Origin of the sequence: Rahnella perminowiae (genome assembly GCF_019049755.1) — a bacterium.
Lineage (GTDB): Bacteria > Pseudomonadota > Gammaproteobacteria > Enterobacterales > Enterobacteriaceae > Rahnella > Rahnella perminowiae.
Window position 1 is genome coordinate 1 of sequence record NZ_JAFMOS010000590.1, and the last position, 24,237, is coordinate 24,237.

A 24,237-nucleotide genomic window follows, 5' to 3' on the forward strand; every position below is an offset into this window, starting at 1 on the left:
TTTTTAGCCGCTTTTAAGGATGTGGCATTATTGTTGCAATTCTTTCTCGGTGAATAAATCTGCAAACAATGCGGTACTCAGATAGCGTTCACCAGAAGAAGGCAGAATAACCACGATAGTCTTATCTGCAAACTCCGGTTCTTTGGATAATTTCACCGCAGCTTCAACTGCTGCACCGGAAGAAATCCCGGCCAGAATACCTTCTTCTTCCATCAGACGGCGTGCCATGTGAATGGATTCATCGTTGGTGATCAGCGTAACGCGATCCAGCAACTCCAGATCCAGGTTACCCGGAATAAAACCTGCACCGATACCCTGAATTTTATGCGGGCCCGGTTTGACTTCTTCGCCGTTCAGTGTCTGGGTGATAACGGGAGAGTCGGTTGGCTCGACGGCCACCAGTTTCACGCTGCTTTTTTTACTTTTCAGATAACGACCCGTTCCGGTGATCGTGCCGCCGGTACCCACGCCTGCGATCAACACATCCACTGCGCCATCGGTATCTTCCCAGATTTCCGGGCCGGTAGTCTGTTCGTGGATAGCCGGGTTGGCCGGGTTGCTGAACTGCTGAAGAATGAGATAACGCTGCGGATCGCTGGCCTGAATTTCTTCGGCTTTGGCAATCGCGCCTTTCATGCCTTTGGCGCCTTCGGTCAGCACCAGATTGGCGCCGAGAGCTTTAAGCAGCTTACGACGTTCAACGCTCATGGTTTCCGGCATGGTCAGTGTCAGTTTGTAACCCCGCGCGGCAGCCACATAAGCCAGTGCAATACCGGTGTTACCGCTGGTGGGTTCAACCAGTTCGATATCTTTGGTCAGAATGCCTTTTTTCTCAGCATCCCAAATCATGTTCGCACCGATACGGCATTTTACGCTGAAGCTCGGGTTACGTGACTCGACCTTAGCCAGAATACGACCATTACCGATACGGTTCAGACGAACCAGTGGCGTATGGCCAATTGTTAATGAATTGTCTTCATAGATCTTGCTCATAACCCGTCCTTTACCTGTATGAAATATTCACGGTGTGAAGCTTTCAACACTATGAAATAAGTGGGAATCAGGAAAGCATACGCGAACCGCTTTCCCAGTGAAGTAAGGTTTTGGTATTTGCTATACCGATACGTTATTAAGAAATAAGTTCGGTGAAGAAAAGTCAAGCATAGCAGGCAGCCGCCCGCAGGCGGCTGTGAGAAAAAGGGACTATTTTCGGGTTGAATTCACATCGATATTATTTTTGACGTAAACATCGCGGTAACGGTCACACCACATGGCCGTCGCGCCGCATACAGCAACCGGCAGGATCACCAGATTCAGCACCGGGATCATCGTAAACAGACTGACCAGAGAACCAAATTGCATGTTGTCGATTTTATTGCTGCCAAGTGAGCGACGCATATCGGCAAAACTGACTTTGTGATTATCGAACGGATAATCGCAATACTGAATCACGACCATCCACGCGCTGAAAAAGAACCACAGTACGGGCGCGATAGTCTGGCCTATCACCGGAATGAAATACAGCGCGAACAGCAGCAGGGCGCGTGGCAGGTAATACGCCAGTTTCTGCCACTCACGTTTCATGATGCGCGGGAGATCTTTCATGATGTCCCAGATGCCCGTATCAGGCAGCGGTTTGCCGGTAAGACGCGCTTCGAGCTGTTCGGCGAGTAATCCGCTGAAGGGGGCGGCTATCCAGTTGGCAAGGGTGCTGAAGAAATAGCTGAACACCAGTACCACGGAAAGCACCGCCACCGGCCAGATCAGATAATCCAGCCAGCTGAGCCACGACGGCACCTTGCTCATCATTGCCGGGATCCATTCACCCAGTTGGGTGAACAGCCACCAGAATGCACCGCCCATCAGCAGCACGTTGACAGCCAGGGGTAAAATCACAAAACGTCGTATCCCGGGTAAGGAAATGAGCGTCCAGCCCTGTGTGAAATAATGTACGCCGTTTTCTTGTCTGGCGCTTTGCGATGAGCTCATAAACGAAATTTTCTCTCTGAGTTGAATGACATGGGCTATCATATCGGTATGATTTTCCACTGGCTAGCGGTGGATTGGCTGAAAAAACAGCAAAAAAAGGTGCAACTGCCCTATTTATTAGCAGAAAGTAGAGTCGAGACTTGCACTTATCTACGTGGGCAAATAGAGTTAATCATGTGAATGTTTGCCGTGGTGGCAATGTATTAGAACAACAGAGATAGCAATGATGCAGGATTTGCGTCTGATATTAATCGTTGTTGGTGCGATCGCCATAATAGCGTTGTTGTTACACGGTTTGTGGACCAGCCGTAAAGAACGCTCTTCGCTTTTCCGCGATCGTCCAGCTAAACGTGTGAAAAAAGAACGGGAACAATCTCCGTCCGAAGATTTTGTCGATGGAGTGGGGGAAGTGCGCGTGCGTCCTGCTTATCCTCAGGATGAACCGACTTTTGGTCAGTATGATGAGCCTGAACAGACTGCACCGCCACGTCAGCCGCAGGTTTCTCCTGCGCAGCCAGCGCCAGCACCTGTTGCTCGTCCTCAACAACCGGCTCAGCCACAGCAATATGCTGCGCAGGATGATCCGTTGCTGAGTGGTTATTCAGCCTCTGAATCCGCCACTGCACCGCGTCGCGAACCTGTCGCTGATTTTGCACCTCAGGACTCCGCACCTGAAGCCAGAACGCATGCGCCGGTTGCGCCGCAAGATATCCATGCTGACGCGGCACCTGCTGCGAAAGCAGAACCTCAGGCTGCGCCTTTTGCCCCGGCAGAAGAAGCCCCGGCTGAGAAAGCGAAACTGAAAGAAACGGTCCTGGTACTGCATGTTGCTGCCCATCAGGGCGGTGTCATCGGTGGTGAAGTGTTGCTTAACAGCGTGCTTCAGGCCGGTTTCCAGTTTGGTGCGATGAATATTTTCCATCGCCATGTCAGCCCTGCCGGGAGCGGTCCGGTGTTGTTCAGTCTGGCCAATATGGTTAAACCGGGTTCTTTTGACCCGGACAATATGTCTGACTTCTCTACGCCGGGTGTGACGTTGTTTATGATGGTGCCTTGCTACGGTGATGCGCATCAGAACTTCAAACTGCTGCTGCAGTCTGCCCAACGTATTGCCGATGATGTCGGTGCGATGGTGCTTGACGATGAGCGTCGTATGATTACGCCGCAGAAGCTCGAAACGTACAAAGCGCGGATCCGCGAGGTCCTCGAGGCGATCGCCTGAGTCAGGCTTTCGTGAAATACCCATTCCCCTGACCCCCGCTTGCCGGGGGTTTTTTATCTCCACGGTGAGTCATGGCCACTATCGAAGAACAGATCAATCAGTTACGCACTCAGTTACGCCATCACGAATATCAATATCACGTTCTGGATGCCCCGGAAGTGCCTGACGCCGAATATGACCGCTTAATGCGCGAGTTACGTGAGCTGGAAACCGCGCATCCTGAACTGGTCACCGCAGATTCACCGACGCAGCGCGTGGGCGCGGCACCGCTTTCCGCATTTGAACAGGTCAGGCATCAGATACCGATGTTGTCGCTGGACAACGTATTTGATGAAGAAAGCTATCTGGCATTTTATAAACGTGTTCAGGATCGTCTGAAGACGTCAGAACCGCTGACTTTCTGCTGCGAACTGAAACTTGACGGGCTGGCAGTGAGCCTGTTGTATGAAAATGGCGAACTGGTGCAGGCCGCCACACGTGGCGATGGCACGACCGGTGAGAATATTACGGCCAACGTGCGCACAATACGTGCCATCCCCCTGCGCCTGCATGGCGACAATATTCCTGCACGTCTTGAGGTGCGGGGTGAAGTGTTTATGCCACAGCCTGGCTTTGAAGCGATGAACGCTGAAGCACGCCGTACCGGGGGCAAAGTATTTGCTAACCCGCGTAATGCTGCTGCAGGTTCATTACGTCAGCTTGATCCGCGTATCACCGCCAGACGTCCGCTGACTTTCTTCTGCTACGGCGTGGGTCTGCTGGAAGGGGGGGAGCTGCCGCGAAGTCATCTTGCCCGCCTGCAACAATTCAAGGCCTGGGGTTTACCGGTCAGCGATCGTGTGCGTCTTTGCACCGGCAGTGATGAAGTGCTGGCGTTTTACCGTCAGGTTGAAGCGGAACGTCCATTGCTGGGGTTTGATATTGACGGCGTGGTCGTGAAAATTGATTCGCTGGATATTCAGGAAGCACTGGGTTTTGTGGCGCGGGCACCGCGTTGGGCGACAGCGTTTAAATTCCCGGCGCAGGAACAGATTACGCGGGTGAAAGATGTCGAGTTCCAGGTCGGGCGCACCGGTGCGATCACGCCGGTCGCACGTCTTGATCCCGTGCTGGTTGCGGGTGTGATGGTCAGCAACGCAACGCTGCATAATGCTGATGAAATCGAACGTCTGGGCCTGCGTATCGGCGATACCGTGATTGTCCGCCGTGCCGGTGACGTTATCCCACAGGTCGTGGGCGTGGTGCTGGATGAACGTCCGCAAGATGCCCGTGAAGTGGTTTTCCCGACGCATTGTCCGGTCTGTCACTCCGATGTCGAACGTGTCGAAGGTGAAGCGGTAGCGCGTTGTACGGCGGGTCTGATTTGTGGTGCACAGCGTAAAGAAGCGCTGAAACATTTTGTCTCCCGCCGGGCGCTGGATGTTGATGGCATGGGCGACAAAATCATCGATCAACTGGTCGAGAAAGAATATGTCAAAACGCCGGCGGATCTGTTCCGGCTGACGGCGGGTAAACTTACCGGTCTGGATCGCATGGGACCTAAATCGGCACAGAACGTGGTTACTGCGCTGGAAAAAGCCAAAGAAACCACGCTGGCCAGATTCCTGTATGCGCTGGGCATTCGTGAAGTGGGCGAAGCCACAGCCGCTAACCTTGCCGCGCATTACGGCTCGGTTGAGGCGCTTAAAGCGGCAGATATTGAGTCGCTGAAAAGCGTGCAGGATGTCGGCGATGTGGTGGCTAAACATGTGGTCAATTTCCTGTCGGAAGAACATAACCAGCAGGTGATTGATGAGCTGTTAAGCCCTGAAATCAATATTCACTGGCCGGAAGTGCAGGTCATTGTGCCGGAGGAAATTGACAGTCCGTTTGCCGGTAAAACCGTGGTGTTGACCGGTTCGCTTTCGATCCTTTCACGCGATGAAGCCAAAGATCGTCTGACCGCGCTGGGGGCAAAAGTCTCCGGCAGCGTGTCGAAGAAAACTGATCTGGTGATTGCCGGTGAAGCGGCAGGATCCAAGCTGGCGAAAGCACAGGAACTGGGTATTGAGGTGATCGACGAGGCGGAAATGATCCGTCTGCTGGGTGAGTAGCATGGAAAAAGAAGATCTGATCCAGATAGCCAATACGGTCATGCCGTTCGGTAAGTATGCCGGACGCGTGCTGATCGACCTGCCGGAAGAATATTTACTGTGGTTCGCCCGTAAAGACGAATTCCCTCAGGGGAAACTGGGTGAACTGATGCAACTGACGCTGGCGATCAAAAGTGAAGGATTGCAAAGCCTGATCAATCCGCTGCGTCGTCATGGTCCGGGGCTGGGTGGCACCGACGAGTAACAGTCCGTCTACCCGATGTAGAAGGCGCTGATGTCAGCGCCTTTTTTCTGCCTGTTATTCGCCTGCGCTATTCAGTGACAGGCGTTTGTTTGAGCGCCGCTTCCTGCTGCTTTTTCTGATAACGTTTCGCCAGCACCGCACAGGTCATCAGCTGTACCTGATGGAAAATCATCAGCGGCAGCACCATCATACCAATGGCACTGACCGGAAACAGAATATTCGCCATCGGAATACCGTTCGCCAGACTTTTCTTCGAGCCGCAGAATACGATAGTGATTTCATCGGGTTTACTGAAGCCCATCCAGCGTGCCATGTAGGTGTTAATGACCAGAATAAAGGCCAGCAGTACCAGACTGAACACCAGGATAAACAACAGTGAGCCGACACCGACCTGATGCCAGATCCCCTGAGTCACGGCTTCACTGAAAGCGGAATACACCACCAGCAAAATCGATGTCTGGTCGGTTTTGCCAATCATTTTACGGTGGCGTTCGACAAAGCCGCCAATCAGCGGACGCAGCAAGTGTCCGGCGACAAACGGCACCAGCAGTTGCAGCACAATATGCCAGACCTGGGCTAAACCATTCCCCGTTTCCCCCTGTACATGCATCAGCAGGCTGACCAGCAACGGTGAAACAAAAATCCCCAGCAGGCTTGATGCGGAAGCACTGCACACCGCTGCCGCCACGTTGCCGCCCGCCAGTGAGGTAAACGCAATCGCCGACTGCACGGTGGCAGGCAAAATACACAAATACACAAAGCCGCTGTAAATTTGCGGGCTGACATCCACCGGATGCCACCACTGAAAAAGCAGCCCGAGGATCGGGAATAAAATGAAAGTGCTGAACATCACCCATAAATGTAAACGCCAGTTATTGCTGCCCTGAAAAATAGCTTCGCGTGAGAGTTTTGCGCCATGCATGAAAAACAACAGACCAATGGCGAAAATGGTCAGGTTATTGAAGAAAGCGACAAATATGCCGCTGGCCGGGAAGAATGTCGCCAGCAGGACAGTGGCGATAAGTGTCAGGGTGAAGCGATCAGGTAAGAAGCGCATAGCAGGTCTCGGAAAGGTTGTCTCTGAATGCGGCTATTTTGTGCTTTTCCGATATAATTAAAAAATTGATTTATTTAATCCATTAATGCAGAAAATTCATGAATTATTCACTCAGACAACTTCGCGTGTTCGTGGCGGTTTCACGCTATGGCAGTTTTAGCCGGGCAGGGGAAGCGATAGGGTTAAGCCAGTCGGCTGTCAGCCACAGTATGAAAGAACTGGAAGCTGAAATGGGGGTACGCTTGCTGGACCGCACAACGCGCGAAGTCGTGCTCACCGACGCCGGTCTGCGCCTGGCGAATCGTGTCGAGCCGTTGCTCGACGAACTCCACGCCATGCTGCTTGATACCCGCAGCTTTGGCACACAGCACAATGGCCGGGTGCGCATTGCTTCAAGCCAGACGATTTCGGCGCAACTGATGCCACAATGTATCTCCAGCGGCGAGCGACAGTATCCTGAGATCAGTATCCTGCTGCGTGACCAGGCGCAGCAACTGGTGCTTCACAGCGTCAGAAATGCGGAAGTGGATTTCGGCATTGTGATTGATCCGGGTGAAAGCACCGACCTCGACTGCGAGCCTATTTTGCACGAGCCGTTTTTACTGATGTGTCGCGAGGATCACCCGCTGGCGGCGCTGGCGGAAGTTGAATGGCAGGCGCTGAACGGCCAAAAACTGGTGCTGCAGGATTACGCATCAGGAAGCCGGATCCTGATTGACGGCGCACTGAAAGCGCAGAAAGTGGATACCATGATCGCCCAGGAAATCGGCCATCCGGCCACTTTATTCCCGATGGTTGAAGCCGGGATTGGCATCAGTGTGATCCCGGCGCTGGCTTTACCCATGCCGCAAGGGAGTCGTCTGGTGGTGAAAAATCTGGTGCCGGAAATTAACCGGGTACTGATGTTGGTCAAACGTAAAAACCGGTCGTTATCACCCGCTGCGCAGGCTATCTGGCAGGTGGTGAAAGAGCAGGCGAACTTATTGCGGGAAAAACGCAGCCAGCAGGGAATGTACGGACTCTGATACCTTGCCGGCTGTTTCAGGCTTTAACTGCGGTTACACGTAAATATCGACAGCATTGGTTTCTGAGGGCTTATTCACGCCTTCGTCTTTCTTCATTTCGGCGGCGGCTTGTTGTTGCTGCTGTTGCTGAAGCGCTTTCTGAGCCTGCTGTTGTTGAATCTGAGCGATTTGCTGTTGCAGCAGTTCGATTTGCTGCTGCAGGAGTTCTTGCTTTTGCTTAACTGTGTCAGCATCTTCGCCTGAACCGCCCAGACTTTTGAGCTGTTCAGTCAGTTTGGTAATCTGCTTAGTCAGTTTTGCAATCTGGCTGGCACTGCCTGAGTCACTGGTGGACGCGGAGCCCACCGGACTGCCAGTCGCGCTGATAGTTGTCATAAAAAGCCTCACTTAGTAAGAATCAAATTTTGCACGTAAGCGTGCGTAACAGATATCGGCAGTAATCAGAGAGGCTTTACCGGCTTTTCATATTCCTTACAGTATTTATGGTTTTTATTCGATTCACGCTTTCACGCTGAGCTTCGGCCACCGGCTCAGCCAGCCTTTGCTGCGGACCCGTTCGGCAAAAACGGCGGGGATCGCATGGCGCGGGTTTGGCGTAATACTGAAAGCAAACAAAGCCTCCAGTCCCAGCGGTGCATTCAGCTCGATTTGCCCGTCAGTATTCATTCTTGCGCCGATAGCGGTTTCCACTTCCACCCAGTAGCTCATTGCCTCAGCGCTGGAGACATAAGGCGTATGACCGTGACGCTCGTGCATGCGGGCCTGATTTTTCACTGACCAGGGGAGATCGGGCGAATTCGCTTTCAGATGTTGTTCATAGCGTTTGTCAGTCTGTGCCGAACAATCCTGAGGATTGAAATATACCAGGTCGATATCATTAAGCGGTGTGGCCTGTATATAGCCGTGCAGCCGGTCCCAGACCAGATTCCGGACAAATCCCGCCGCCAGCCACCCGTCGTTAAGACCCAGTGCATGTGCCTGCGTCAGCGCCTGCAAGTGAAGCGGTTCCTCTCTGAGCCAGGTAATGATTCTCTGTTCCAGGGTCGCCATACGATGTTCTCCTTTTTGCACATCTTCGTTCTGAGAAGCCAAAGTGTAGCGCCATTTGGTGACACTTTTTCAACGCACCATTTCGGAGATGCGGTTGACTGCAGCGCGCTAAAATGTGGCAAATCTCCCCGGAATACGGCTCCGGACCGCATTTGCTCAGGGCTTCTTAAGTGGTACAGCCTTTGCAACATCAACCTTTGTAACACCAGGAATGGGCAAGGCTGTCACATTTTCTCTTCTTACAGAATTGATTTACCACCGGGCAGGGGATCATTTATGCAAACCACGAAAGTCGCACCCGTTTTAAAACGTACACTGGGGAGCTTTAAACTCTGGGGCATCGCTGTCGGACTGGTAATCTCCGGCGAATATTTTGGCTGGAGTTATGGCTGGGCGCAGGCAGGCACGCTGGGCTTTCTTATCACCGCACTGGTGATAGCGGCCATGTATTGTGCCTTTATTTTCAGTTTTACTGAACTCACCACATCGATTCCGCACGCCGGCGGGCCTTTCGCTTACGCTTACCGTGCGTTCGGGCCCACCGGTGGATTTGTGGCGGGTTTTGCCACGCTGGTGGAGTTTGTCTTTGCACCGCCCGCTATCGCGATGGCGATCGGCGCGTATCTCAATGTGCAGTTTCCGGCCATTGAGCCGAAATGGGTGGCTGTAGGCGCGTATCTGGTATTTATGGTGCTCAATATTCTTGGTGTCAGTATTGCCGCCACCTTTGAACTGCTGGTCACGTTACTGGCGATTTTCGAATTGCTGGTCTTTATGGGCGTGGTGGCACCCGGTTTTGAAATGTCGAACTTTGTTCACGGCGGATGGGCGGGCAGCGACACTTTCAGCCCGGCGGCGTTTTCCGGCATCTTTGCGGCCATACCTTTTGCCATCTGGTTTTTCCTGGCCATAGAAGGCGCATCAATGGCCGCAGAGGAGGCAAAAGATCCGCAGCGTACCATTCCGAAAGCCTTTATCGGCGGTATTCTGACCCTGACCGTTCTGGCGCTCGGCGTGATGTTGTTTGCCGGTGGTGTGGGCGACTGGACCAAGCTGTCGAACATTAACGACCCCTTACCACAGGCCATGAAACTGATTGTCGGCAGCAACAGCGGCTGGCTACACATGCTGGTCTGGCTGGGGCTGTTTGGCCTGATAGCCTCTTTCCATGGCATTATCATGGGATATTCCCGGCAGATCTTTGCGCTGGCCCGGGCGGGTTATTTGCCTAAACGACTGGCCAGCGTCAATGCCCGTTTCCAGACACCGCATCTCGGTATCATCGCCGGGGGCGTTGTGGGCATTGCGGCCATTTTCTCAGATTCACTGATCGTCATCGGCGGCCAGCCGCTGACGGCCAATATCGTGACGATGTCGGTATTTGGTGCCATTGTGATGTACATCATTTCTATGGCTGCGCTGTTTAAGCTGCGTCGCAGCGAACCGAATTTAATCCGCCCGTTCCGTGCGCCGCTCTATCCTTTTGCACCGGCGCTGGCGCTGGTACTGGCTGTTGTCTGTCTGATCGCTATGATTTACTACAACACCTTACTGTTTCTGATTTTCGCCGCCATGATGTTGCTGGCGTATGCCTGGTTCCGCATCACCCATCAGGCGCGAACGGATGCTGCAGAAGATCCGCAATTACGTGGCCTGCGCCCGGTGCCCGCTAAAAGCAGCAAATAATCCGGTGCGCTAAGGAGTGTTATGTTTCAGACGACATTAAGTCACCGACGCTATCAGTTTAAGGATTTACGCGAACTGATGGCAAAGGCGTCGCCCGCACGGTCAGGTGATTATCTGGCTGAAGTGGCTGCCGCCAGCGCCGAAGAGCGGATGGCGGCGAAAATGGCACTGGCCGATGTGCCGCTCAAAACCTTTCTGCAACAATTACTGGTGCCGTATGAGGATGATGAGGTCACGCGGCTGATTGTCGATACTCATGATGTCGCGGCGTTTGCCGCGATCTCGCATCTCACCGTCGGAGATTTCCGCGACTGGCTGCTCAGTGAGAAAACGGACAGTACGGTGCTGGCTGCGGTTGCCCGCGGGATTACGCCGGAAATGGCGGCAGCTGTCAGCAAGCTGATGCGTAATCAGGATCTGATCCTGGTGGCTAAAAAATGCAGAGTGATCACTCAATTTCGCAACACTATCGGATTGCCTGGTCACATGAGCGTGCGCCTGCAACCGAATCATCCGACCGATAACTTACAGGGCATTGCCGCCAGTATGCTTGACGGCTTGCTCTATGGTTCCGGCGATGCGGTAATCGGCATCAATCCCGCCAGCGACAGTTTACCGTTGCTGGAAAATCTCAATTACATGCTTGATGACATCATCACGCGCTTTGACATCCCTACGCAGTCCTGTGTTCTGACCCATGTTACCAACACCATCAAACTGGTGGAGCGCGGCGCGCCGGTGGATCTGGTGTTTCAGTCAATTGCAGGCACTGAAGCGGCGAACAGCGGGTTTGGTATCAATCTGGCATTGCTGGCGGAAGCGCAACAGGCGGCACTCAGCCTCAGGCGTGGGACGCTCGGCGACAATGTGATGTATTTCGAAACCGGGCAGGGGAGTTGTTTATCCGCTAATGCACACTTCGGGATAGATCAGCAAACCTGTGAAGCGCGGGCATACGCGATTGCACGGCATTTTTCACCGCTGCTGATCAATACCGTGGTGGGGTTTATCGGGCCGGAATATCTGTATGACGGCAAGCAAATCATCCGTGCAGGACTGGAAGACCATTTCTGCGGCAAACTGCTGGGCGTACCGCTGGGTTGCGATGTCTGTTACACCAACCATGCCGAAGCCGATCAGGATGATATGGATACTTTACTGACGCTGCTTGGCACCGCCGGACTGACATTCCTGATTGGCGTACCGGGCGCGGATGACATCATGCTCAATTATCAGAGCACTTCTTTCCATGATGCGTTATATATCCGCGAATTACTCGGGCTGAAACATGCGCCGGAATTTGCCGTCTGGCTGGAGAAAATGAAAATTATTGATCCGCAGGGCGCCTTACAGGATACCCGCGCGTCCCATCCGTTACTGCGTCAGTTACCGCAACTGAGCTGAGGTTGGCGTTGATGAACAATGAAAAAGGGCAGGGCTTATCGTCCGTGGTACATAATAACCCCTGGGAAACGCTGCGTCAGTTTACTGCCGCACGTATCGCGCTGGGACGGGCAGGGTCGAGTTTGCCCACAGAAGAGCTGCTACGGTTTGGTTTAGCGCATGCGCAGGCGCGTGATGCCGTACATCAGCCCTTTGACAGCCAGAAGCTTGAACCCGAACTTTATGCGCTGGGGCTGGAAACACTGACCGTTGCCAGCGCGGCTCCGGACAGGGCGACCTATCTTTGTCGTCCTGATCTCGGGCGCAAATTGTCAGAAACCAGCCGTCAGGCATTGCAGCAGCTGGCACCGGAGCCGGCAGACGTGATACTGGTCATTGCTGATGGTCTGTCATCGAAAGCCGTGCACCGCCAGGCCGTACCCTTGATTGCGGCGTTATTGCCGTATCTGCGTACGCTGGAGCTGAAAATCGGGCCGGTGGTACTTGCGCATCAGTCGCGGGTGGCACTGGGCGATGATATTGCGCAGGTGATGAAAGCGAAGGCTGTGGCGATTTTGATAGGAGAACGCCCGGGATTATCCTCTCCCGACAGTTTAGGTATTTACATGACCTGGGGGCCGCATACCAAAAGGCTGGAATCGGAAAGAAATTGTATTTCCAATGTGCGGCCGGAAGGGCTCAATTATCCTCAGGCCGCTTTTAAACTCGCCTGGCTGCTTGAGCAGTCCTTCCATCGCCAGCTGTCGGGCGTGAATTTGAAAGATGAAAGCGATAACCCGGCGCTGCACAACAAAGTCGTGCCGATGTTTAAATTAAAATAGGGGGAAAGAGGGGGAGAGAGGCTCGAACCAGCAGCTGGTTCGCCTCCATCACGGTTAAAGTTCCGGAGTACAGATGCGAAAAAAGCGCCTAAAGGCGCTTTTCTCTGAATTGGTGGGCCGTGCTGGATTCGAACCAGCGACCAATTGATTAAAAGTCAACTGCTCTACCAACTGAGCTAACGGCCCGCAGAAGTGGTGGGCGATGACGGGCTCGAACCGCCGACCCCCTCCGTGTAAAGGAGATGCTCTACCAACTGAGCTAATCGCCCACTTCTGGGTACTTCCCTCGGTAAGAAGAAATGTGCTGAGAAATGGTGGGCGATGACGGGCTCGAACCGCCGACCCCCTCCGTGTAAAGGAGATGCTCTACCAACTGAGCTAATCGCCCATTTCTCAATTCTTCCTACTTATCACAACGCGGCACTCTTAAAGAGTGGTGGGCGATGACGGGCTCGAACCGCCGACCCCCTCCGTGTAAAGGAGATGCTCTACCAACTGAGCTAATCGCCCCCGTCGTGATGGAGTCGCATTATAGGGATACTTGAAATTACGTCAACGCTTTTTAAAAACAAAAATGTTCGTTCGGCTTATTTTTAGTCAACCTGACGGGTTTCTCGCCCCCGTAGTCGATTCTTTACGCATTCATGGCCTTAAACCACGCGACTGCCTCTGGTTGTGCGTTGAGGAATCAGGGCAGAGTGGTAGAATGTCTGCCACTTTTTGTTAATTGATAGCGACGTTTTTTTGACGTTGCGTGATTAAGGTTGCACCCGGATGAAAATCAAAACCCGTTTTGCCCCAAGCCCGACCGGCTATCTGCACGTCGGTGGCGCCCGTACCGCGCTCTATTCCTGGCTCTTTGCCCGCAACCTTGGCGGTGAATTTGTGCTGCGTATCGAAGACACCGATCTCGAACGCTCCACCCAGGCTGCTATTGACGCGATTATGGATGGCATGAACTGGCTGAATCTGGACTGGGATGAAGGCCCGTATTTCCAGACCAAACGTTTTGACCGTTATAACGCGGTGATTGATGAGATGCTGGAAAACGGCACGGCTTATAAATGCTATTGTTCTAAAGAACGTCTGGAAGCGTTGCGTGAGGAACAAATGGCGAATAACCAGAAGCCTCGTTATGACGGCCATTGTCGCGACAGCCATGAACATCACGCGGCCGATGAGCCGTGTGTCGTGCGTTTTCGTAACCCGCAGGAAGGTTCGGTTATTTTTGACGACCAGATCCGCGGTCCGATCGAATTTAGCAATGACGAGCTTGATGATCTGATCATCCGCCGTACCGATGGTTCCCCGACCTATAACTTCTGCGTTGTCGTTGATGACTGGGATATGGAAATCAGCCATGTTATCCGTGGTGAAGATCACATCAACAATACTCCGCGCCAGATCAACATCCTGAAAGCGCTGGGCGCACCGGTACCGGTTTATGCGCACGTTTCAATGATTCTGGGCGATGACGGTAAAAAACTGTCTAAACGCCACGGCGCGGTAGGCGTGATGCAATACCGTGATGACGGTTATCTGCCCGAAGCCCTGCTGAACTATCTGGTGCGTCTGGGCTGGTCTCATGGCGATCAGGAAATTTTCAGCCGTGATGAAATGAAAGCCCTGTTTTCACTGGAAAACGTCAGCAAATCAGCCAGTGCGTTCAACACTGAAAAACTGCAATGGCTGAACCACCACTACATTAATACGATGGATCCGCATTATGTGGCGACCCATTTGTTGTGGCATGTGGAGCAGGCAGGTATCGAAACCCGTAACGGCCCGCAACTGTTCGAAATCGTCACCCTGCTGGGTGAGCGCTGCAAAACCCTGAAAGAAATGGCCGAGTCCTGCCGTTACTTCTATGAAGATTTTGCAGAGTTTGATGCGGATGCGGCGAAGAAACATTTACGTCCGGTTGCGCGCCAGCCGCTGGAAGTGGTGCGCGCCAAACTGGCTGCAATCACTGACTGGACTGCTGAGAACATTCACCACGCTATCCAGGGCACAGCGGATGAGCTGGAAGTGGGGATGGGTAAAGTAGGGATGCCACTGCGCGTTGCGGTAACCGGCGCAGGTCAGTCACCGGGTGTTGACGTCACCGTTCATGCTATCGGTCAGCGCCGTGTGCTGGCGCGTATCGATATGGCATTAGCCTTCATTGCTGAGCGTGAAACACAAGCGCAGTAATGTCCGCTCAGTAGCTTGTTAAAAAGAGTCGTAAAAAAGCCAGCACGGGAAACCGGCTGGCTTTTGTATTTCCGTAAAACGTAAGCGTGAAAACGGCTTAATTAACGTTGTTCAGTCGCCGGTGTTTCAACGGTCGGACGGTAGGCCAGGAAATACATCAGACCAACGAAGCCTGCACCCCCTACAGCGTTACCGAGGAAGACGGCCACGAAGTTAGGCAGATATTCTGACCAGCTCAGCGCACCGGCAAAGATTGCTGCAGGCACGATGAACATATTTGCCACCACGTGCTGGAAGCCGATGGCCACGAACGCCATAACCGGGAACCACATACCGATCACTTTGCCGCCCACTTCTTTACTGGCGAAGGCCAGCCAGATTGCCAGACACACCAGCCAGTTACAGCCGATACCAGAAATGAACGCGTGCATGAAGTCTGCATTGACCTTCGCAGTGGCGGTTGCCACGGTTTTGCTCAGGAAAGCCCCTTCCGTCAGCCCCAGAACGTGACCGAAGAAATAGGCCACGGCCAGACTGCCCAGCAGGTTAGCGACAGTCACCCAGAACCAGTTGCGCAAAACAGCGTAAAGGCTGATCTGACGCGCGAACCAGGCGATAGGTAAGGTCATCATATTACCGGTCAGCAGTTCTCCCCCTGCTAATACAGTCAGAATGATGCCTACCGGAAACACAGCAGCGCCCAGCAAGTTACTGAATGAACCCCAGGAAGCAGGTAATGTCCCTATTACATGCAGATCCAACAGGAAACCGGTGGCGATAAAGGCGCCAGCCAGGAAGCCCAAAATTAACAAATTCAACACGGTGGCGCGGCTTTTATTAACGCCCGCTGTGACGGCGATGGAAGCGATTTCTTTAGGTGAATACAAGGACATGGGAGTGCTCGAATGGTTTAAGTTATGATTATTGCGCGAGCAGTCTATTCTGAGATTTATCTCAAAACAAGACGATTTTCATAGTCTGCTAACATTCTATTAATTATTCGGACATAGATGTTAAGGAAATGCGTAAGCAGATCAGAAAGCTAGGAATCGTGCGGGCTGGCGGGTGTTTTGTAAAACAAAGTGTCTGTCTGAAAATTTCCCTGAAGAAAGGTGTTTTTTGCCGGAGGGATGAGGGATTTGACGGCTTTTTCAGCGCTTGAATTCAGAAACGGATTTAGCCGTTGACAGGGGTAGCGACGTTTCATATTATGCGCCCCGTTCACCCGTTTTTACGGGCATGAATTGGGGGTATAGCTCAGCTGGGAGAGCGCTTGCATGGCATGCAAGAGGTCAGCGGTTCGATCCCGCTTATCTCCACCAAATATTAAAGAAACCTGCTTCGGCAGGTTTTTTGCTTTCCGGGGTTTGTGATTTTCCTTCCGGTTTTCCTGCCTGAATTGCAGACATAAAAAAAACCCGCCGAAGCGGGTTTCTTGTCGTTCTGTATTGGCTTACTACGCCAGTACCAGACCTGCGATAGAAGCAGACAACACGCTGACCAGCGTTGAGCCGTACAGCAGTTTCAGACCGAAGCGTGAAACCACGTTGCCCTGATGTTCGTTCAGACCTTTAATAGCACCTGCAACGATACCGATCGAGGAAAAGTTCGCGAATGACACCAGGAACACGGACAGGATGCCCACGCCGCGAGGTGACAGCTCAGTTGCGACTTTTTGCAGATCCAACATCGCAACGAATTCATTGGAAACCAGTTTGGTTGCCATGATGCTGCCGACTTGCAAGGCTTCGTGGCTTGGCACACCCATCATCCATGCGAACGGATAGAAGACATAACCCAGCACGCCCTGGAAGGTGATACCGAATACCACGTCAAACAATGCATTCAGGCAGGAGATCAGTGCGATGAAACCAATCAGCATGGCTGCAACGATGATAGCCACTTTGAAACCCGCCAGGATATATTCACCCAGCATTTCAAAGAAGCTCTGGCCCTGATGCGTATTACCGATTTGCAGGTCTTCTTCTGAATCAACTTTATAAGGGTTGATCAACGACAGTACGATGAAAGTACTGAACATGTTGAGCACCAGCGCAGCAACAACAAAGCGCGGTTCGAGCATGGTCATATACGCACCCACAATCGACATAGAAACCGTCGACATTGCTGTGGCTGCCATGGTGTACATACGTTTTTCAGACATTTTGCTCAGAATATCTTTATACGCGATAAAGTTTTCTGACTGACCCAAAATCAGGGAGCTGATGGCGTTGAAAGATTCCAGTTTTCCCATGCCATTAATTTTCGACAGAACCGTACCGATAATACGGATGACGAAAGGCAGTACACGAATGTGTTGTAAAATACCGATGAGTGCAGAAATGAACACGATCGGACACAAAACTTTCAAGAAGAAGAACGCTAATCCTTTATCGCTCATGCCTCCAAATACGAAGCCGGTCCCTTCCGCAGCGAATCCTAATAATTTCTCAAACAAGTCTGAGAAGCCTTTCACAAAACCTAAACCAACAGAAGAATTCAGGAAGAAGTAGGCTAATAAGACTTCGATGACCAGCAGCTGAACAATGAAACGTAAACGGATATTTTTCCGGTCACGGCTCACCAGTAAAGCGAGTGCAGCGACAACGGCCAACGCTAATACAAAGTGCAATATTCGGGACATGGGTGCTCCAAATTAGAGGCAGGCTATATTTCGACGGACATTTTATGTAACGCGTACATTTAAAACGTGAAGTCGATTGCAAATATAGAAATTACAGACACGAATTGCAACAAATCACGGCTCATCACACAAAAAATCAAGATGTTAATAAAACTAAGCACAATTAGCATTCCTGTGCTAGTTTTATCATGTGCCGTAATGCATTCTGAATCTGGCCCGTTAATGTCTGTTTTAGGAAAGTACGATGCGTCTGGCTTTCTGAAATCGGGTGAGCGAATCACCTCTCAGTTATTACCTTCCCGCTTACAGCTGCTGCCTATCAGAGCAATCACTCAGATCATTCTAAATGCACTTGATAATCATTATCAATTAGATATGATTGATGTAAGCGTAATAATTGTAAGGGTTAACTAACTATGCTGAACAGCCGGGCCGAATCCACAGGCCGCGCGTCCAGAAAGATGAAGCTTTCACTGATGGGGCCGGCTTTTATTGCCGCCATCGGTTATATCGATCCGGGCAACTTTGCGACTAATATTCAGGCCGGAGCCTCTTACGGTTATCAGTTGCTGTGGGTGGTGGTATGGGCCAACATCATGGCGATGTTGATCCAGTTGTTGTCTGCCAAACTCGGTATCGCCACCGGCAAAAACCTGGCCGAACATATCCGCGATCGTTTCCCGCGTCCGGCTGTCTGGGCTTACTGGGTGCAGGCGGAAATTATCGCGATGGCTACCGATCTTGCCGAATTTATTGGTGCCGCCATTGGCTTTAAACTGCTTCTCGGGGTATCGCTGTTACAAGGCGCGGTGCTCACCGGGATTGCGACCTTTATTATCCTCGGGCTGCAAAAACGCGGGCAAAAGCCGCTGGAACTGGTGATCGCCGGTTTGCTGCTTTTTGTCGCGGCGGCGTATATCGTTGAGTTATTCTTTTCGCAACCGAGCATGGTGGCGCTGGGCAAAGGCATGTTGATCCCTGCACTGCCAACCGCCGATTCAGTCTATCTGGCTGCCGGTGTACTCGGTGCGACCATCATGCCGCATGTCATCTATCTGCACTCCTCGCTGACTCAGCGGGGCGGTAAAGCCTCTAAAGCGCAGCGTTATTCAGCCACCAAGCTGGATGTCGGCATTGCCATGACTATTGCCGGTTTCGTGAATCTGGCGATGATGGCGACAGCCGCAGCGGCATTTCATTTCAGCGGACACAGTGGGATCAGCGAGCTGGATGAAGCCTATCTGACGCTGCAACCATTGCTGGGTCACGCTGCTGCGACTACCTTTGGTCTGAGTCTGGTGGCTGCCGGTTTATCTTCAACAGTGGTCGGTACGCTGGCCGGGCAGGTGGTGATGCAGGGGTTCGTGAAATTCTACATTCCGCTGTGGGTTCGCCGTACGGTGACCATGATGCCGTCTTTTATTGTGATCCTGATGGGATTAGATGCCACACGCATTCTGGTGATGAGCCAGGTCTTGCTGAGCTTCGGGATTGCGCTGGCGTTGCTGCCGTTGCTGGCTTTTACCGGTAACCGCAGCCTGATGGGTGATATGGTGAATACGAAAACCGTCCAGTGGGCGGGCCGGGTCATCGTGCTGATCGTCGTCAGCCTTAACCTCTATCTGCTGATCGGTATGTTGAAATAACGCCTGCTCAGCGACAGACAAACAAAAACGGGACAGTTTGCGCTGTCCCGTTTTTGTTTGTTTTATTCAGTTGATTAATGGCGGTGGTCGCCATGCCCGCCGCCCCGGTGATCATCATGGCCGTGCCCCCGGTCATGTCCCCGACCCCGATCCGGCCCGCGGCCGTGATCATAATGCGCACGCCCGTGGTCGCTGTAATAATAACGCGGCGGTGGCATCGGACGACGTGGCGGATGGCGTTCGTTCCACCAGCCATGATCGCGCCAGCGATAACCATCCCAGTAATAGCCGCGCGGACTGCGTGCACCATAGTGGTGGCCCCGATAGCCGTTCCACCAGCTTGGGTTACGCCAGTCATAGCCGTCCCAGTAATAACCCCGCCTGTCGCGGTCACCGATATTGATAGAAAGGCCCGGCGTATTCAGGCTGAAACTGCTGGCCTGCACGGTGGGTACCGCCGCAGGGAGCAGGGCAAAGAACAAAGTCGCAAAAAGTACCGGTTTTAACATGTGTGGCCCCAGATTCCTTATAATTTATGCTGACAGTTATAAGGGGAAGCGGACACCTGTTCTATTGCTTACAATCCTGTTTTGAATGATTTACGCGCCTTAACGGTTTGCTTACGAAGCCTCCATAAAGGCGCGTTTTTTATACTGAAGAGTAACCGCTTACACTAAAATCCCTTCAATAGCCGCCAGTTCTTCTGCGCTGAAATGGCGATGTGAGACCATGCCCACGGCGTCGTCGATCTGGCTGGTTTTACTGGCGCCAATCAGGACAGACGTCACGCGGTCGCCCCGCAGAACCCAGGCCAGCGCCATCTGCGACAGCTTCTGACCACGAGCCTGGGCAATCTCATTCAGCTTACGCACTTTCGCCAGTTTCTCTTCTGTCAGTTGATCCGCAGTCAGGAACTTGCTGTCACTGGCCGCACGGGAATCTTCAGGAATACCTGCCAGGTAACGGTCCGTCAGCACGCCGCCCGCCAGTGGCGAGAAGGCGATGGAACCCACGCCGTTATCCGCCAGCGTATCCAGCAAATCCGCCTCCACCCAGCGTTCGAACATCGAATATTTCGGCTGATGGATCAGGCATGGCGTGCCAAGTTGCTGCAAAATCTCAAACGCTTTTTTCGCGCGTTCTGCCGGATAGTTCGACAAGCCGACGTAAAGCGCTTTGCCCTGACGTACGATTAAATCCAGCGCCGCCATCGTTTCTTCCAGCGGCGTATCAGGATCAGGACGGTGATGATAGAAAATATCCACATACTCCAGACCCATGCGTTTCAGGCTCTGATTCAGGCTGGCGACCAGATATTTTTTTGAGCCCCAGTCTCCATACGGGCCGTCCCACATGGTGTAACCGGCTTTGGAGGAGATAATCAGCTCATCGCGGTAGGGCAATAAATCTTCCTGCAGGATGCGGCCGAAATGTTGTTCCGCAGAACCCGGAGGCGGGCCGTAGTTATTAGCCAGATCGAAATGGGTAATCCCATGGTCAAAAGCATGGCGGATGAGTTTGCGGCCATTTTCAAAATGCGCGTTATCGCCGAAGTTATGCCACAGGCCAAGAGAAACGGCGGGTAATTTCAGACCGCTCCGGCCGCAGCGACGGTATTCCATATTCTCGTAACGGGTTGGACTGGCTTGATACACCATGTGAGTCCTTATAATCAATTCAGGAGTGAACAGAAGGTAATAACTTCATAAAAAAACCATTTTAGTGTATGCGCTTTCACAAGCATTTCCAGCTAATCAGATCACATCCGGAACAATCCTTACGCGCAGAGAGATTGATTACCGTGACTATTCTTCCTGCATATTATCTTTACTGCTGAATCCGCTTTCCTGCCTTAACGCAGTGCAGGGGTGTAACTCTGCGTTGCCATGCCTTATTTCGGATAATTAATATCCTCTTCCCCGGTTTGGGGTAATACTTAAATTAGTGGGATTAACTGTTTACTTTATTTTTAACAGAGGATCGTCATGGATAATGAATATACCGTAGGTGACTATCTCTTGGACCGCTTATCATTAAGCGGGATCTCCGAGTTGTTTGGCGTACCGGGCGACTACAATCTGAAATTCCTCGACAGCGTGATCAATCATCAGCAAATCACCTGGGTCGGCTGTACCAATGAATTAAATGCTGCCTATGGCGCAGATGGTTATGCGCGTATTAAGGGGCTGGCGGCGTTGCTGACCACATTTGGTGTCGGTGAACTGAGTGCGCTGAATGGCATTGCCGGCAGTTATGCGGAATATGTGCCTGTCGTGCATATTGTGGGCGCACCAGCGCTGACGTCTCAGCGTAAGGGGGAGTTGCTGCATCACACGCTGGGAGATGGTGTATTCACCCATTTCGCACGGATGTCCGCGCCGGTCAGCGTGGCGCAGGCGTCCCTCACACCGGAAAATGCCCTGGCTGAAATCGACCGTGTCATTGAAGAGGTCATGTACAACTCGCGGCCGGGGTATCTGTTGCTGCCCAGCGACGTGGCCGCATTGTCGGTCAGTACCCGGGCGCAGGCGTTACCTGTGCGTCAGCCGCCTTTCTCACCTTCTTCTCTGGATGCTTTTGTTGCTGCTGCTGAAACGCAGTTGCGGGGCGCAAAACGGGTTTCACTATTGGCAGATTTTCTGGCAGACCGTTTCGGGGTTAAAGCTGCGCTGGAACAGTGGATGGAAGACGTGCCGCTGGCGCATTCAACATTGCTGATGGGCAAAGGTTTATTTAACGAGCAACAGGCGCATTTTGCCGGTACTTATTCCGGGGCCGCCAGCGCACCATCAACGAAAGACGCGATTGAAGGGGCCGATGTGGTGATCACAGTCGGGGTGAAATTCACTGACACCATTACCGCCGGTTTTACCCAGCAGCTTCCGTCCGGAAAATGTATTGACCTTCAGCCCTTTTATGCCCGGGTAGGTGACCAGATTTTCCACCAGCTACCGCTCGAAAAAACGGTCAGCGTGCTGCACCGGCTTACCGCTGAGCTGGCTGGCATCCGGACAGCCTATCCCGTTAAACATAATAGCTTGCCGTTGTCGCACGATAACAGCCTCGGGCAATATGCCTTCTGGCAACAGATTCAGGATTTCCTGCAACCGGGAGATGTGCTGGTCGCTGAGCAGGGCACGGCCTGTTTTGGTGCGGCAGCGCTGAATTTGCCGGAAGAGTGTCAGTTTGTCGTCCAGCCTTTATGGGGATCTATCGGTTTCACGCTGCCCGCTGCGTTTGGTGTACAGATCGCCGTACCTGAGCGCCGTGTTGTGCTGCTGATTGGCGACGGATCTGCACAGCTTACCCTGCAGGGATTAGGTGCCGCGATCCGTTACGGTCTGCCACCGGTTATTTTTGTGATTAATAATGACGGTTACACCGTTGAACGGGCAATCCATGGTGAAACCCAGCGCTATAACGATATTGCACAGTGGAACTGGACACAGTTCCCGGCGGCCTTCGGAGGGACAGAAGTGTTCAGCGCGCGGGCGGATTCGCCGCAGGCGCTGAAAGAAGCGATAGAGAAGGCCACCGCACGGCGGCAGATGGCCTGGATAGAAGTCATTTTGCCGAAGATGGATATTCCTGACTTGCTTAATTCAGTGACTAAATCACTGGCGAAGCGTAACTCAGGGCAATAGATCAGTGTCCGGTGACGGCGGGTTAGTCAACTGGTCGATGAACCACCAGCCCGCCGGACCGGGCTGATTGTTTTTACTCCAGACCGCATCCACGGAAATTTGCTTCGGCCAGCCGCGTAACGGCAGGCTGACAAGCTTGTCATGGCCAAACTGTTGCACCAGCCAGTGCGGCAGTATCGCCCAGCCAAACCCCTGTTCTGCCATTTCCAGCAACATCAGATAGCTTGGCGCTGACCAGATTTGCCCCTGCGTTTGCGGCATTTCACGGCGGCTATAAGGTTGCAGGCAAAGCTGGCGGAAGGTATGCAACTGTTCCGGCTGCAGACCTGTGGTGTTTGCCAGCGGATGCTCACGGCTGCAAAACACCGACATGTCCGTTTGTTCCGGTAAACGTGCCACGCCGATGTCCGGCGGATAATGATCCTGCACTTCCACCATACCAATATGGGCGCGGCCGGACTGTAACAGGTCAATCACATCCTGATCTTCGGCGATCTGACATTCAAATTCGATATCGGGGTAACGGCGCTCAAACCGACGCAGCAGCGCCTCGTGGTGGGTCGGCTGATAAGTGTCCGACAACACGAATGTCAGGCGGGTTTCGACCTGTGCCGACAAACGTATCGCCAGTTCATCAAGCCGCTCGCTGGCCGCCAGAATAGCCTGAACGTGACTAAGTACGCGTTGACCGGCCGGTGTCAGCACCGGCTGGCGGCTCTGGCGGTCAAACAGCGTTAGGCCCAGATCCACTTCCAGATTGGCGATGGCTGTACTGACGGTAGACTGACTCTTGCGCAGCTTACGTGCCGCTGCTGAGAATGATCCGGTATCGGCCGCTTCGACAAAAGCCATCAGGGCTTCCGGTGAATAGCGCATCCTGTGCTCCTTCTGTTTTTAACCCATCTATTTTATCGATACTTCCTATCTTTTATCTATCTTATTTACTGATGATAATAGCCGCCTGTGACAGCCGTCACGTAGCAGTTCACCTAACAACGATCAGAAATCAGGCAGGTTTTTATGGCTAAGCAAACACGGAATATCTCGCAGAAAACGTTCGGCGAACGCATTTTTCATGCGGTAGGTTTCGAAATTCTGGCTGTGCTGATTTCAGCCCCCGCCGCAGCCTGGGCGCTGAACAAACCTGTCTGGGAAATGGGCGCACTGGCGATCATGTTGTCGACGACAGCGATGGTCTGGAACGTTGTCTATAACAGTCTGTTCGACAAATTCTGGCCGGTTTCCCGGGTGGTGCGGACATTTAAAATCCGCGTGGCGCACGCGCTGGGCTTCGAAGGTGGATTTATCATGATTGGTCTGCCGGTTGCCGCGCTGTGGCTGGGGATCGGGCTGCTGGATGCCTTGATGCTGGAAGTGGGATTCTTTCTGTTCTTCCTGCCGTATACCGTGGTCTACAACTGGGTTTACGACACGTTGCGTCAGCGCTGGGTGAACCGCCGTCTGGCCGCAGAAGATTGCCCGGCCAGACGTTGATCCGCGTTACTGAAGGTACAAAAAG

21 protein-coding genes and 5 tRNA genes are annotated in these 24,237 nt (G+C 52.7%); 12 read left to right on the forward strand and 14 right to left on the reverse strand.

Annotation, left to right across the window (positions count from 1 at the left end; translation table 11 throughout):
* Positions 1–27: 27 nt before the first annotated feature.
* Together cysK and cysZ are read right to left on the reverse strand one after the other, a co-directional pair.
* Positions 28–993 (reverse strand): cysteine synthase A, encoded by a 966-nt coding sequence (cysK, locus tag J1785_RS17400; protein WP_129952199.1) that lies wholly within the window; start codon positions 991–993, stop codon positions 28–30.
* Between the two features lie 210 nt (positions 994–1,203).
* Positions 1,204–1,989 carry a sulfate transporter CysZ gene (gene cysZ / locus J1785_RS17405; protein ID WP_217138983.1) on the reverse strand — a complete coding sequence of 262 codons (786 nt, stop codon included), beginning with the start codon at positions 1,987–1,989 and terminating at the stop codon, positions 1,204–1,206.
* Positions 1,990–2,212: 223 nt separating this feature from the next.
* On the opposite strand from cysZ, the gene zipA reads away from it, so the two are divergent.
* From zipA to J1785_RS17420, 3 genes are all read left to right on the forward strand, one after another.
* Positions 2,213–3,211, forward strand: coding sequence for a cell division protein ZipA (zipA, locus tag J1785_RS17410; RefSeq protein ID WP_217138984.1), 999 nt, complete (start codon positions 2,213–2,215; stop codon positions 3,209–3,211).
* A gap of 71 nt (positions 3,212–3,282) precedes the next feature.
* Positions 3,283–5,304: an NAD-dependent DNA ligase LigA gene (gene ligA, locus J1785_RS17415; protein ID WP_129991704.1), complete on the forward strand. Its 2,022-nt coding sequence runs from the start codon at positions 3,283–3,285 to the stop codon at positions 5,302–5,304.
* Between the two features lies 1 nt (position 5,305).
* Positions 5,306–5,548, forward strand: coding sequence for a DUF3820 family protein (locus tag J1785_RS17420; RefSeq protein WP_129952203.1), 243 nt, complete (start codon positions 5,306–5,308; stop codon positions 5,546–5,548).
* A 67-nt stretch (positions 5,549–5,615) separates the two neighbouring features.
* Here the strand turns inward: J1785_RS17420 and J1785_RS17425 are convergent, their stop codons facing one another.
* Positions 5,616–6,605: a bile acid:sodium symporter family protein gene (locus J1785_RS17425; RefSeq protein ID WP_129952204.1), complete on the reverse strand. Its 990-nt coding sequence runs from the start codon at positions 6,603–6,605 to the stop codon at positions 5,616–5,618.
* Positions 6,606–6,703: 98 nt separating this feature from the next.
* Between J1785_RS17425 and J1785_RS17430 the strand changes: the two genes are divergently transcribed.
* Entirely contained in the window at positions 6,704–7,630 is a 927-nt protein-coding gene (locus J1785_RS17430; protein WP_129952205.1) for a LysR family transcriptional regulator, read from the forward strand.
* A 33-nt stretch (positions 7,631–7,663) separates the two neighbouring features.
* On the opposite strand, the gene J1785_RS17435 is transcribed toward J1785_RS17430, so the two are convergent.
* Positions 7,664–8,005 carry a FlxA-like family protein gene (locus J1785_RS17435; protein WP_217220023.1) on the reverse strand — a complete coding sequence of 114 codons (342 nt, stop codon included), beginning with the start codon at positions 8,003–8,005 and terminating at the stop codon, positions 7,664–7,666.
* A gap of 123 nt (positions 8,006–8,128) precedes the next feature.
* Complete coding sequence (locus tag J1785_RS17440) at positions 8,129–8,680, reverse strand: nucleotidyltransferase family protein (RefSeq protein ID WP_217138985.1); 552 nt, start codon at positions 8,678–8,680, stop codon at positions 8,129–8,131.
* 276 nt (positions 8,681–8,956) lie between these two features.
* Between J1785_RS17440 and eat the strand changes: the two genes are divergently transcribed.
* The 3 genes from eat to eutC are packed head-to-tail and all read left to right on the forward strand — an operon-like array spanning position 8,957 to position 12,591.
* Positions 8,957–10,366 carry an ethanolamine permease gene (gene eat, locus J1785_RS17445; protein ID WP_129952208.1) on the forward strand — a complete coding sequence of 470 codons (1,410 nt, stop codon included), beginning with the start codon at positions 8,957–8,959 and terminating at the stop codon, positions 10,364–10,366.
* Positions 10,367–10,387: 21 nt separating this feature from the next.
* Positions 10,388–11,770, forward strand: coding sequence for an ethanolamine ammonia-lyase subunit EutB (locus J1785_RS17450; protein WP_217138986.1), 1,383 nt, complete (start codon positions 10,388–10,390; stop codon positions 11,768–11,770).
* A gap of 11 nt (positions 11,771–11,781) precedes the next feature.
* Entirely contained in the window at positions 11,782–12,591 is an 810-nt protein-coding gene (gene eutC, locus J1785_RS17455; protein WP_217220024.1) for an ethanolamine ammonia-lyase subunit EutC, read from the forward strand.
* A gap of 110 nt (positions 12,592–12,701) precedes the next feature.
* On the opposite strand, the gene J1785_RS17460 is transcribed toward eutC, so the two are convergent.
* The 4 genes from J1785_RS17460 to J1785_RS17475 all read right to left on the reverse strand — a co-directional run bounded on the left by J1785_RS17460 (position 12,702) and on the right by J1785_RS17475 (position 13,101).
* Positions 12,702–12,777 (reverse strand) — tRNA-Lys (locus J1785_RS17460).
* A 7-nt stretch (positions 12,778–12,784) separates the two neighbouring features.
* Positions 12,785–12,860 (reverse strand) — tRNA-Val (locus J1785_RS17465).
* A 43-nt stretch (positions 12,861–12,903) separates the two neighbouring features.
* Positions 12,904–12,979, reverse strand: a tRNA-Val gene (locus J1785_RS17470).
* Between the two features lie 46 nt (positions 12,980–13,025).
* Positions 13,026–13,101, reverse strand: a tRNA-Val gene (locus J1785_RS17475).
* 264 nt (positions 13,102–13,365) lie between these two features.
* On the opposite strand from J1785_RS17475, the gene gltX reads away from it, so the two are divergent.
* Positions 13,366–14,784 carry a glutamate--tRNA ligase gene (gene gltX / locus J1785_RS17480; RefSeq protein WP_217158570.1) on the forward strand — a complete coding sequence of 473 codons (1,419 nt, stop codon included), beginning with the start codon at positions 13,366–13,368 and terminating at the stop codon, positions 14,782–14,784.
* A 101-nt stretch (positions 14,785–14,885) separates the two neighbouring features.
* Here gltX and J1785_RS17485 read toward each other — a convergent pair whose 3' ends face one another.
* A complete protein-coding gene (locus tag J1785_RS17485; RefSeq protein ID WP_013574448.1) occupies positions 14,886–15,677 on the reverse strand; it encodes a formate/nitrite transporter family protein in 792 nt (263 codons plus the stop codon).
* Positions 15,678–16,030: 353 nt separating this feature from the next.
* On the opposite strand from J1785_RS17485, the gene J1785_RS17490 reads away from it, so the two are divergent.
* A tRNA-Ala gene (locus tag J1785_RS17490) sits at positions 16,031–16,106 on the forward strand.
* Positions 16,107–16,240: 134 nt separating this feature from the next.
* Here J1785_RS17490 and J1785_RS17495 read toward each other — a convergent pair.
* Positions 16,241–17,428: a NupC/NupG family nucleoside CNT transporter gene (locus tag J1785_RS17495; RefSeq protein ID WP_013574449.1), complete on the reverse strand. Its 1,188-nt coding sequence runs from the start codon at positions 17,426–17,428 to the stop codon at positions 16,241–16,243.
* Positions 17,429–17,844: 416 nt separating this feature from the next.
* On the opposite strand from J1785_RS17495, the gene J1785_RS17500 reads away from it, so the two are divergent.
* Complete coding sequence (locus J1785_RS17500; RefSeq protein WP_217138989.1) at positions 17,845–19,074, forward strand: Nramp family divalent metal transporter; 1,230 nt, start codon at positions 17,845–17,847, stop codon at positions 19,072–19,074.
* Between the two features lie 74 nt (positions 19,075–19,148).
* Here the strand turns inward: J1785_RS17500 and J1785_RS17505 are convergent, their stop codons facing one another.
* Positions 19,149–19,583, reverse strand: a complete 435-nt coding sequence (locus tag J1785_RS17505; RefSeq protein ID WP_037038488.1) for a DUF2502 domain-containing protein — start codon at positions 19,581–19,583, stop codon at positions 19,149–19,151.
* A gap of 159 nt (positions 19,584–19,742) precedes the next feature.
* Positions 19,743–20,732: an L-glyceraldehyde 3-phosphate reductase gene (gene mgrA, locus J1785_RS17510; protein WP_129952213.1), complete on the reverse strand. Its 990-nt coding sequence runs from the start codon at positions 20,730–20,732 to the stop codon at positions 19,743–19,745.
* 327 nt (positions 20,733–21,059) lie between these two features.
* On the opposite strand from mgrA, the gene J1785_RS17515 reads away from it, so the two are divergent.
* Entirely contained in the window at positions 21,060–22,718 is a 1,659-nt protein-coding gene (locus J1785_RS17515) for an alpha-keto acid decarboxylase family protein (protein WP_217220026.1), read from the forward strand.
* Here J1785_RS17515 and J1785_RS17520 read toward each other — a convergent pair.
* Positions 22,707–23,594: a LysR family transcriptional regulator gene (locus J1785_RS17520; protein WP_129952215.1), complete on the reverse strand. Its 888-nt coding sequence runs from the start codon at positions 23,592–23,594 to the stop codon at positions 22,707–22,709. The genes J1785_RS17515 and J1785_RS17520 overlap by 12 nt on opposite strands.
* 144 nt (positions 23,595–23,738) lie before the next feature.
* Here J1785_RS17520 and J1785_RS17525 point away from each other — a divergent pair, with 144 nt between their 5' ends.
* Entirely contained in the window at positions 23,739–24,212 is a 474-nt protein-coding gene (locus J1785_RS17525; RefSeq protein ID WP_129952216.1) for a multidrug/biocide efflux PACE transporter, read from the forward strand.
* The last annotated feature ends 25 nt before the right edge of the window (positions 24,213–24,237 follow it).

Excerpts from the sequence above, each read along its gene's own strand:
- J1785_RS17495 (WP_013574449.1), bottom strand. The coding sequence starts at position 17,428 with ATGTCCCGAATATTGCACTTTGTATTAGCGTTGGCCGTTGTCGCTGCA.
- gltX (WP_217158570.1), top strand. The coding sequence starts at position 13,366 with ATGAAAATCAAAACCCGTTTTGCCCCAAGCCCGACCGGCTATCTGCAC.
- J1785_RS17505 (WP_037038488.1), bottom strand. The coding sequence starts at position 19,583 with ATGTTAAAACCGGTACTTTTTGCGACTTTGTTCTTTGCCCTGCTCCCT.
- J1785_RS17440 (WP_217138985.1), bottom strand. The coding sequence starts at position 8,680 with ATGGCGACCCTGGAACAGAGAATCATTACCTGGCTCAGAGAGGAACCG.
- J1785_RS17450 (WP_217138986.1), top strand. The coding sequence starts at position 10,388 with ATGTTTCAGACGACATTAAGTCACCGACGCTATCAGTTTAAGGATTTA.
- J1785_RS17485 (WP_013574448.1), bottom strand. The coding sequence starts at position 15,677 with ATGTCCTTGTATTCACCTAAAGAAATCGCTTCCATCGCCGTCACAGCG.
- J1785_RS17425 (WP_129952204.1), bottom strand. The coding sequence starts at position 6,605 with ATGCGCTTCTTACCTGATCGCTTCACCCTGACACTTATCGCCACTGTC.
- zipA (WP_217138984.1), top strand. The coding sequence starts at position 2,213 with ATGATGCAGGATTTGCGTCTGATATTAATCGTTGTTGGTGCGATCGCC.
- cysZ (WP_217138983.1), bottom strand. The coding sequence starts at position 1,989 with ATGAGCTCATCGCAAAGCGCCAGACAAGAAAACGGCGTACATTATTTC.
- cysK (WP_129952199.1), bottom strand. The coding sequence starts at position 993 with ATGAGCAAGATCTATGAAGACAATTCATTAACAATTGGCCATACGCCA.
- J1785_RS17525 (WP_129952216.1), top strand. The coding sequence starts at position 23,739 with ATGGCTAAGCAAACACGGAATATCTCGCAGAAAACGTTCGGCGAACGC.
- eutC (WP_217220024.1), top strand. The coding sequence starts at position 11,782 with ATGAACAATGAAAAAGGGCAGGGCTTATCGTCCGTGGTACATAATAAC.
- J1785_RS17520 (WP_129952215.1), bottom strand. The coding sequence starts at position 23,594 with ATGCGCTATTCACCGGAAGCCCTGATGGCTTTTGTCGAAGCGGCCGAT.
- mgrA (WP_129952213.1), bottom strand. The coding sequence starts at position 20,732 with ATGGTGTATCAAGCCAGTCCAACCCGTTACGAGAATATGGAATACCGT.
- J1785_RS17420 (WP_129952203.1), top strand. The coding sequence starts at position 5,306 with ATGGAAAAAGAAGATCTGATCCAGATAGCCAATACGGTCATGCCGTTC.
- J1785_RS17515 (WP_217220026.1), top strand. The coding sequence starts at position 21,060 with ATGGATAATGAATATACCGTAGGTGACTATCTCTTGGACCGCTTATCA.
- ligA (WP_129991704.1), top strand. The coding sequence starts at position 3,283 with ATGGCCACTATCGAAGAACAGATCAATCAGTTACGCACTCAGTTACGC.
- J1785_RS17500 (WP_217138989.1), top strand. The coding sequence starts at position 17,845 with ATGCTGAACAGCCGGGCCGAATCCACAGGCCGCGCGTCCAGAAAGATG.
- eat (WP_129952208.1), top strand. The coding sequence starts at position 8,957 with ATGCAAACCACGAAAGTCGCACCCGTTTTAAAACGTACACTGGGGAGC.
- J1785_RS17430 (WP_129952205.1), top strand. The coding sequence starts at position 6,704 with ATGAATTATTCACTCAGACAACTTCGCGTGTTCGTGGCGGTTTCACGC.
- J1785_RS17435 (WP_217220023.1), bottom strand. The coding sequence starts at position 8,005 with ATGACAACTATCAGCGCGACTGGCAGTCCGGTGGGCTCCGCGTCCACC.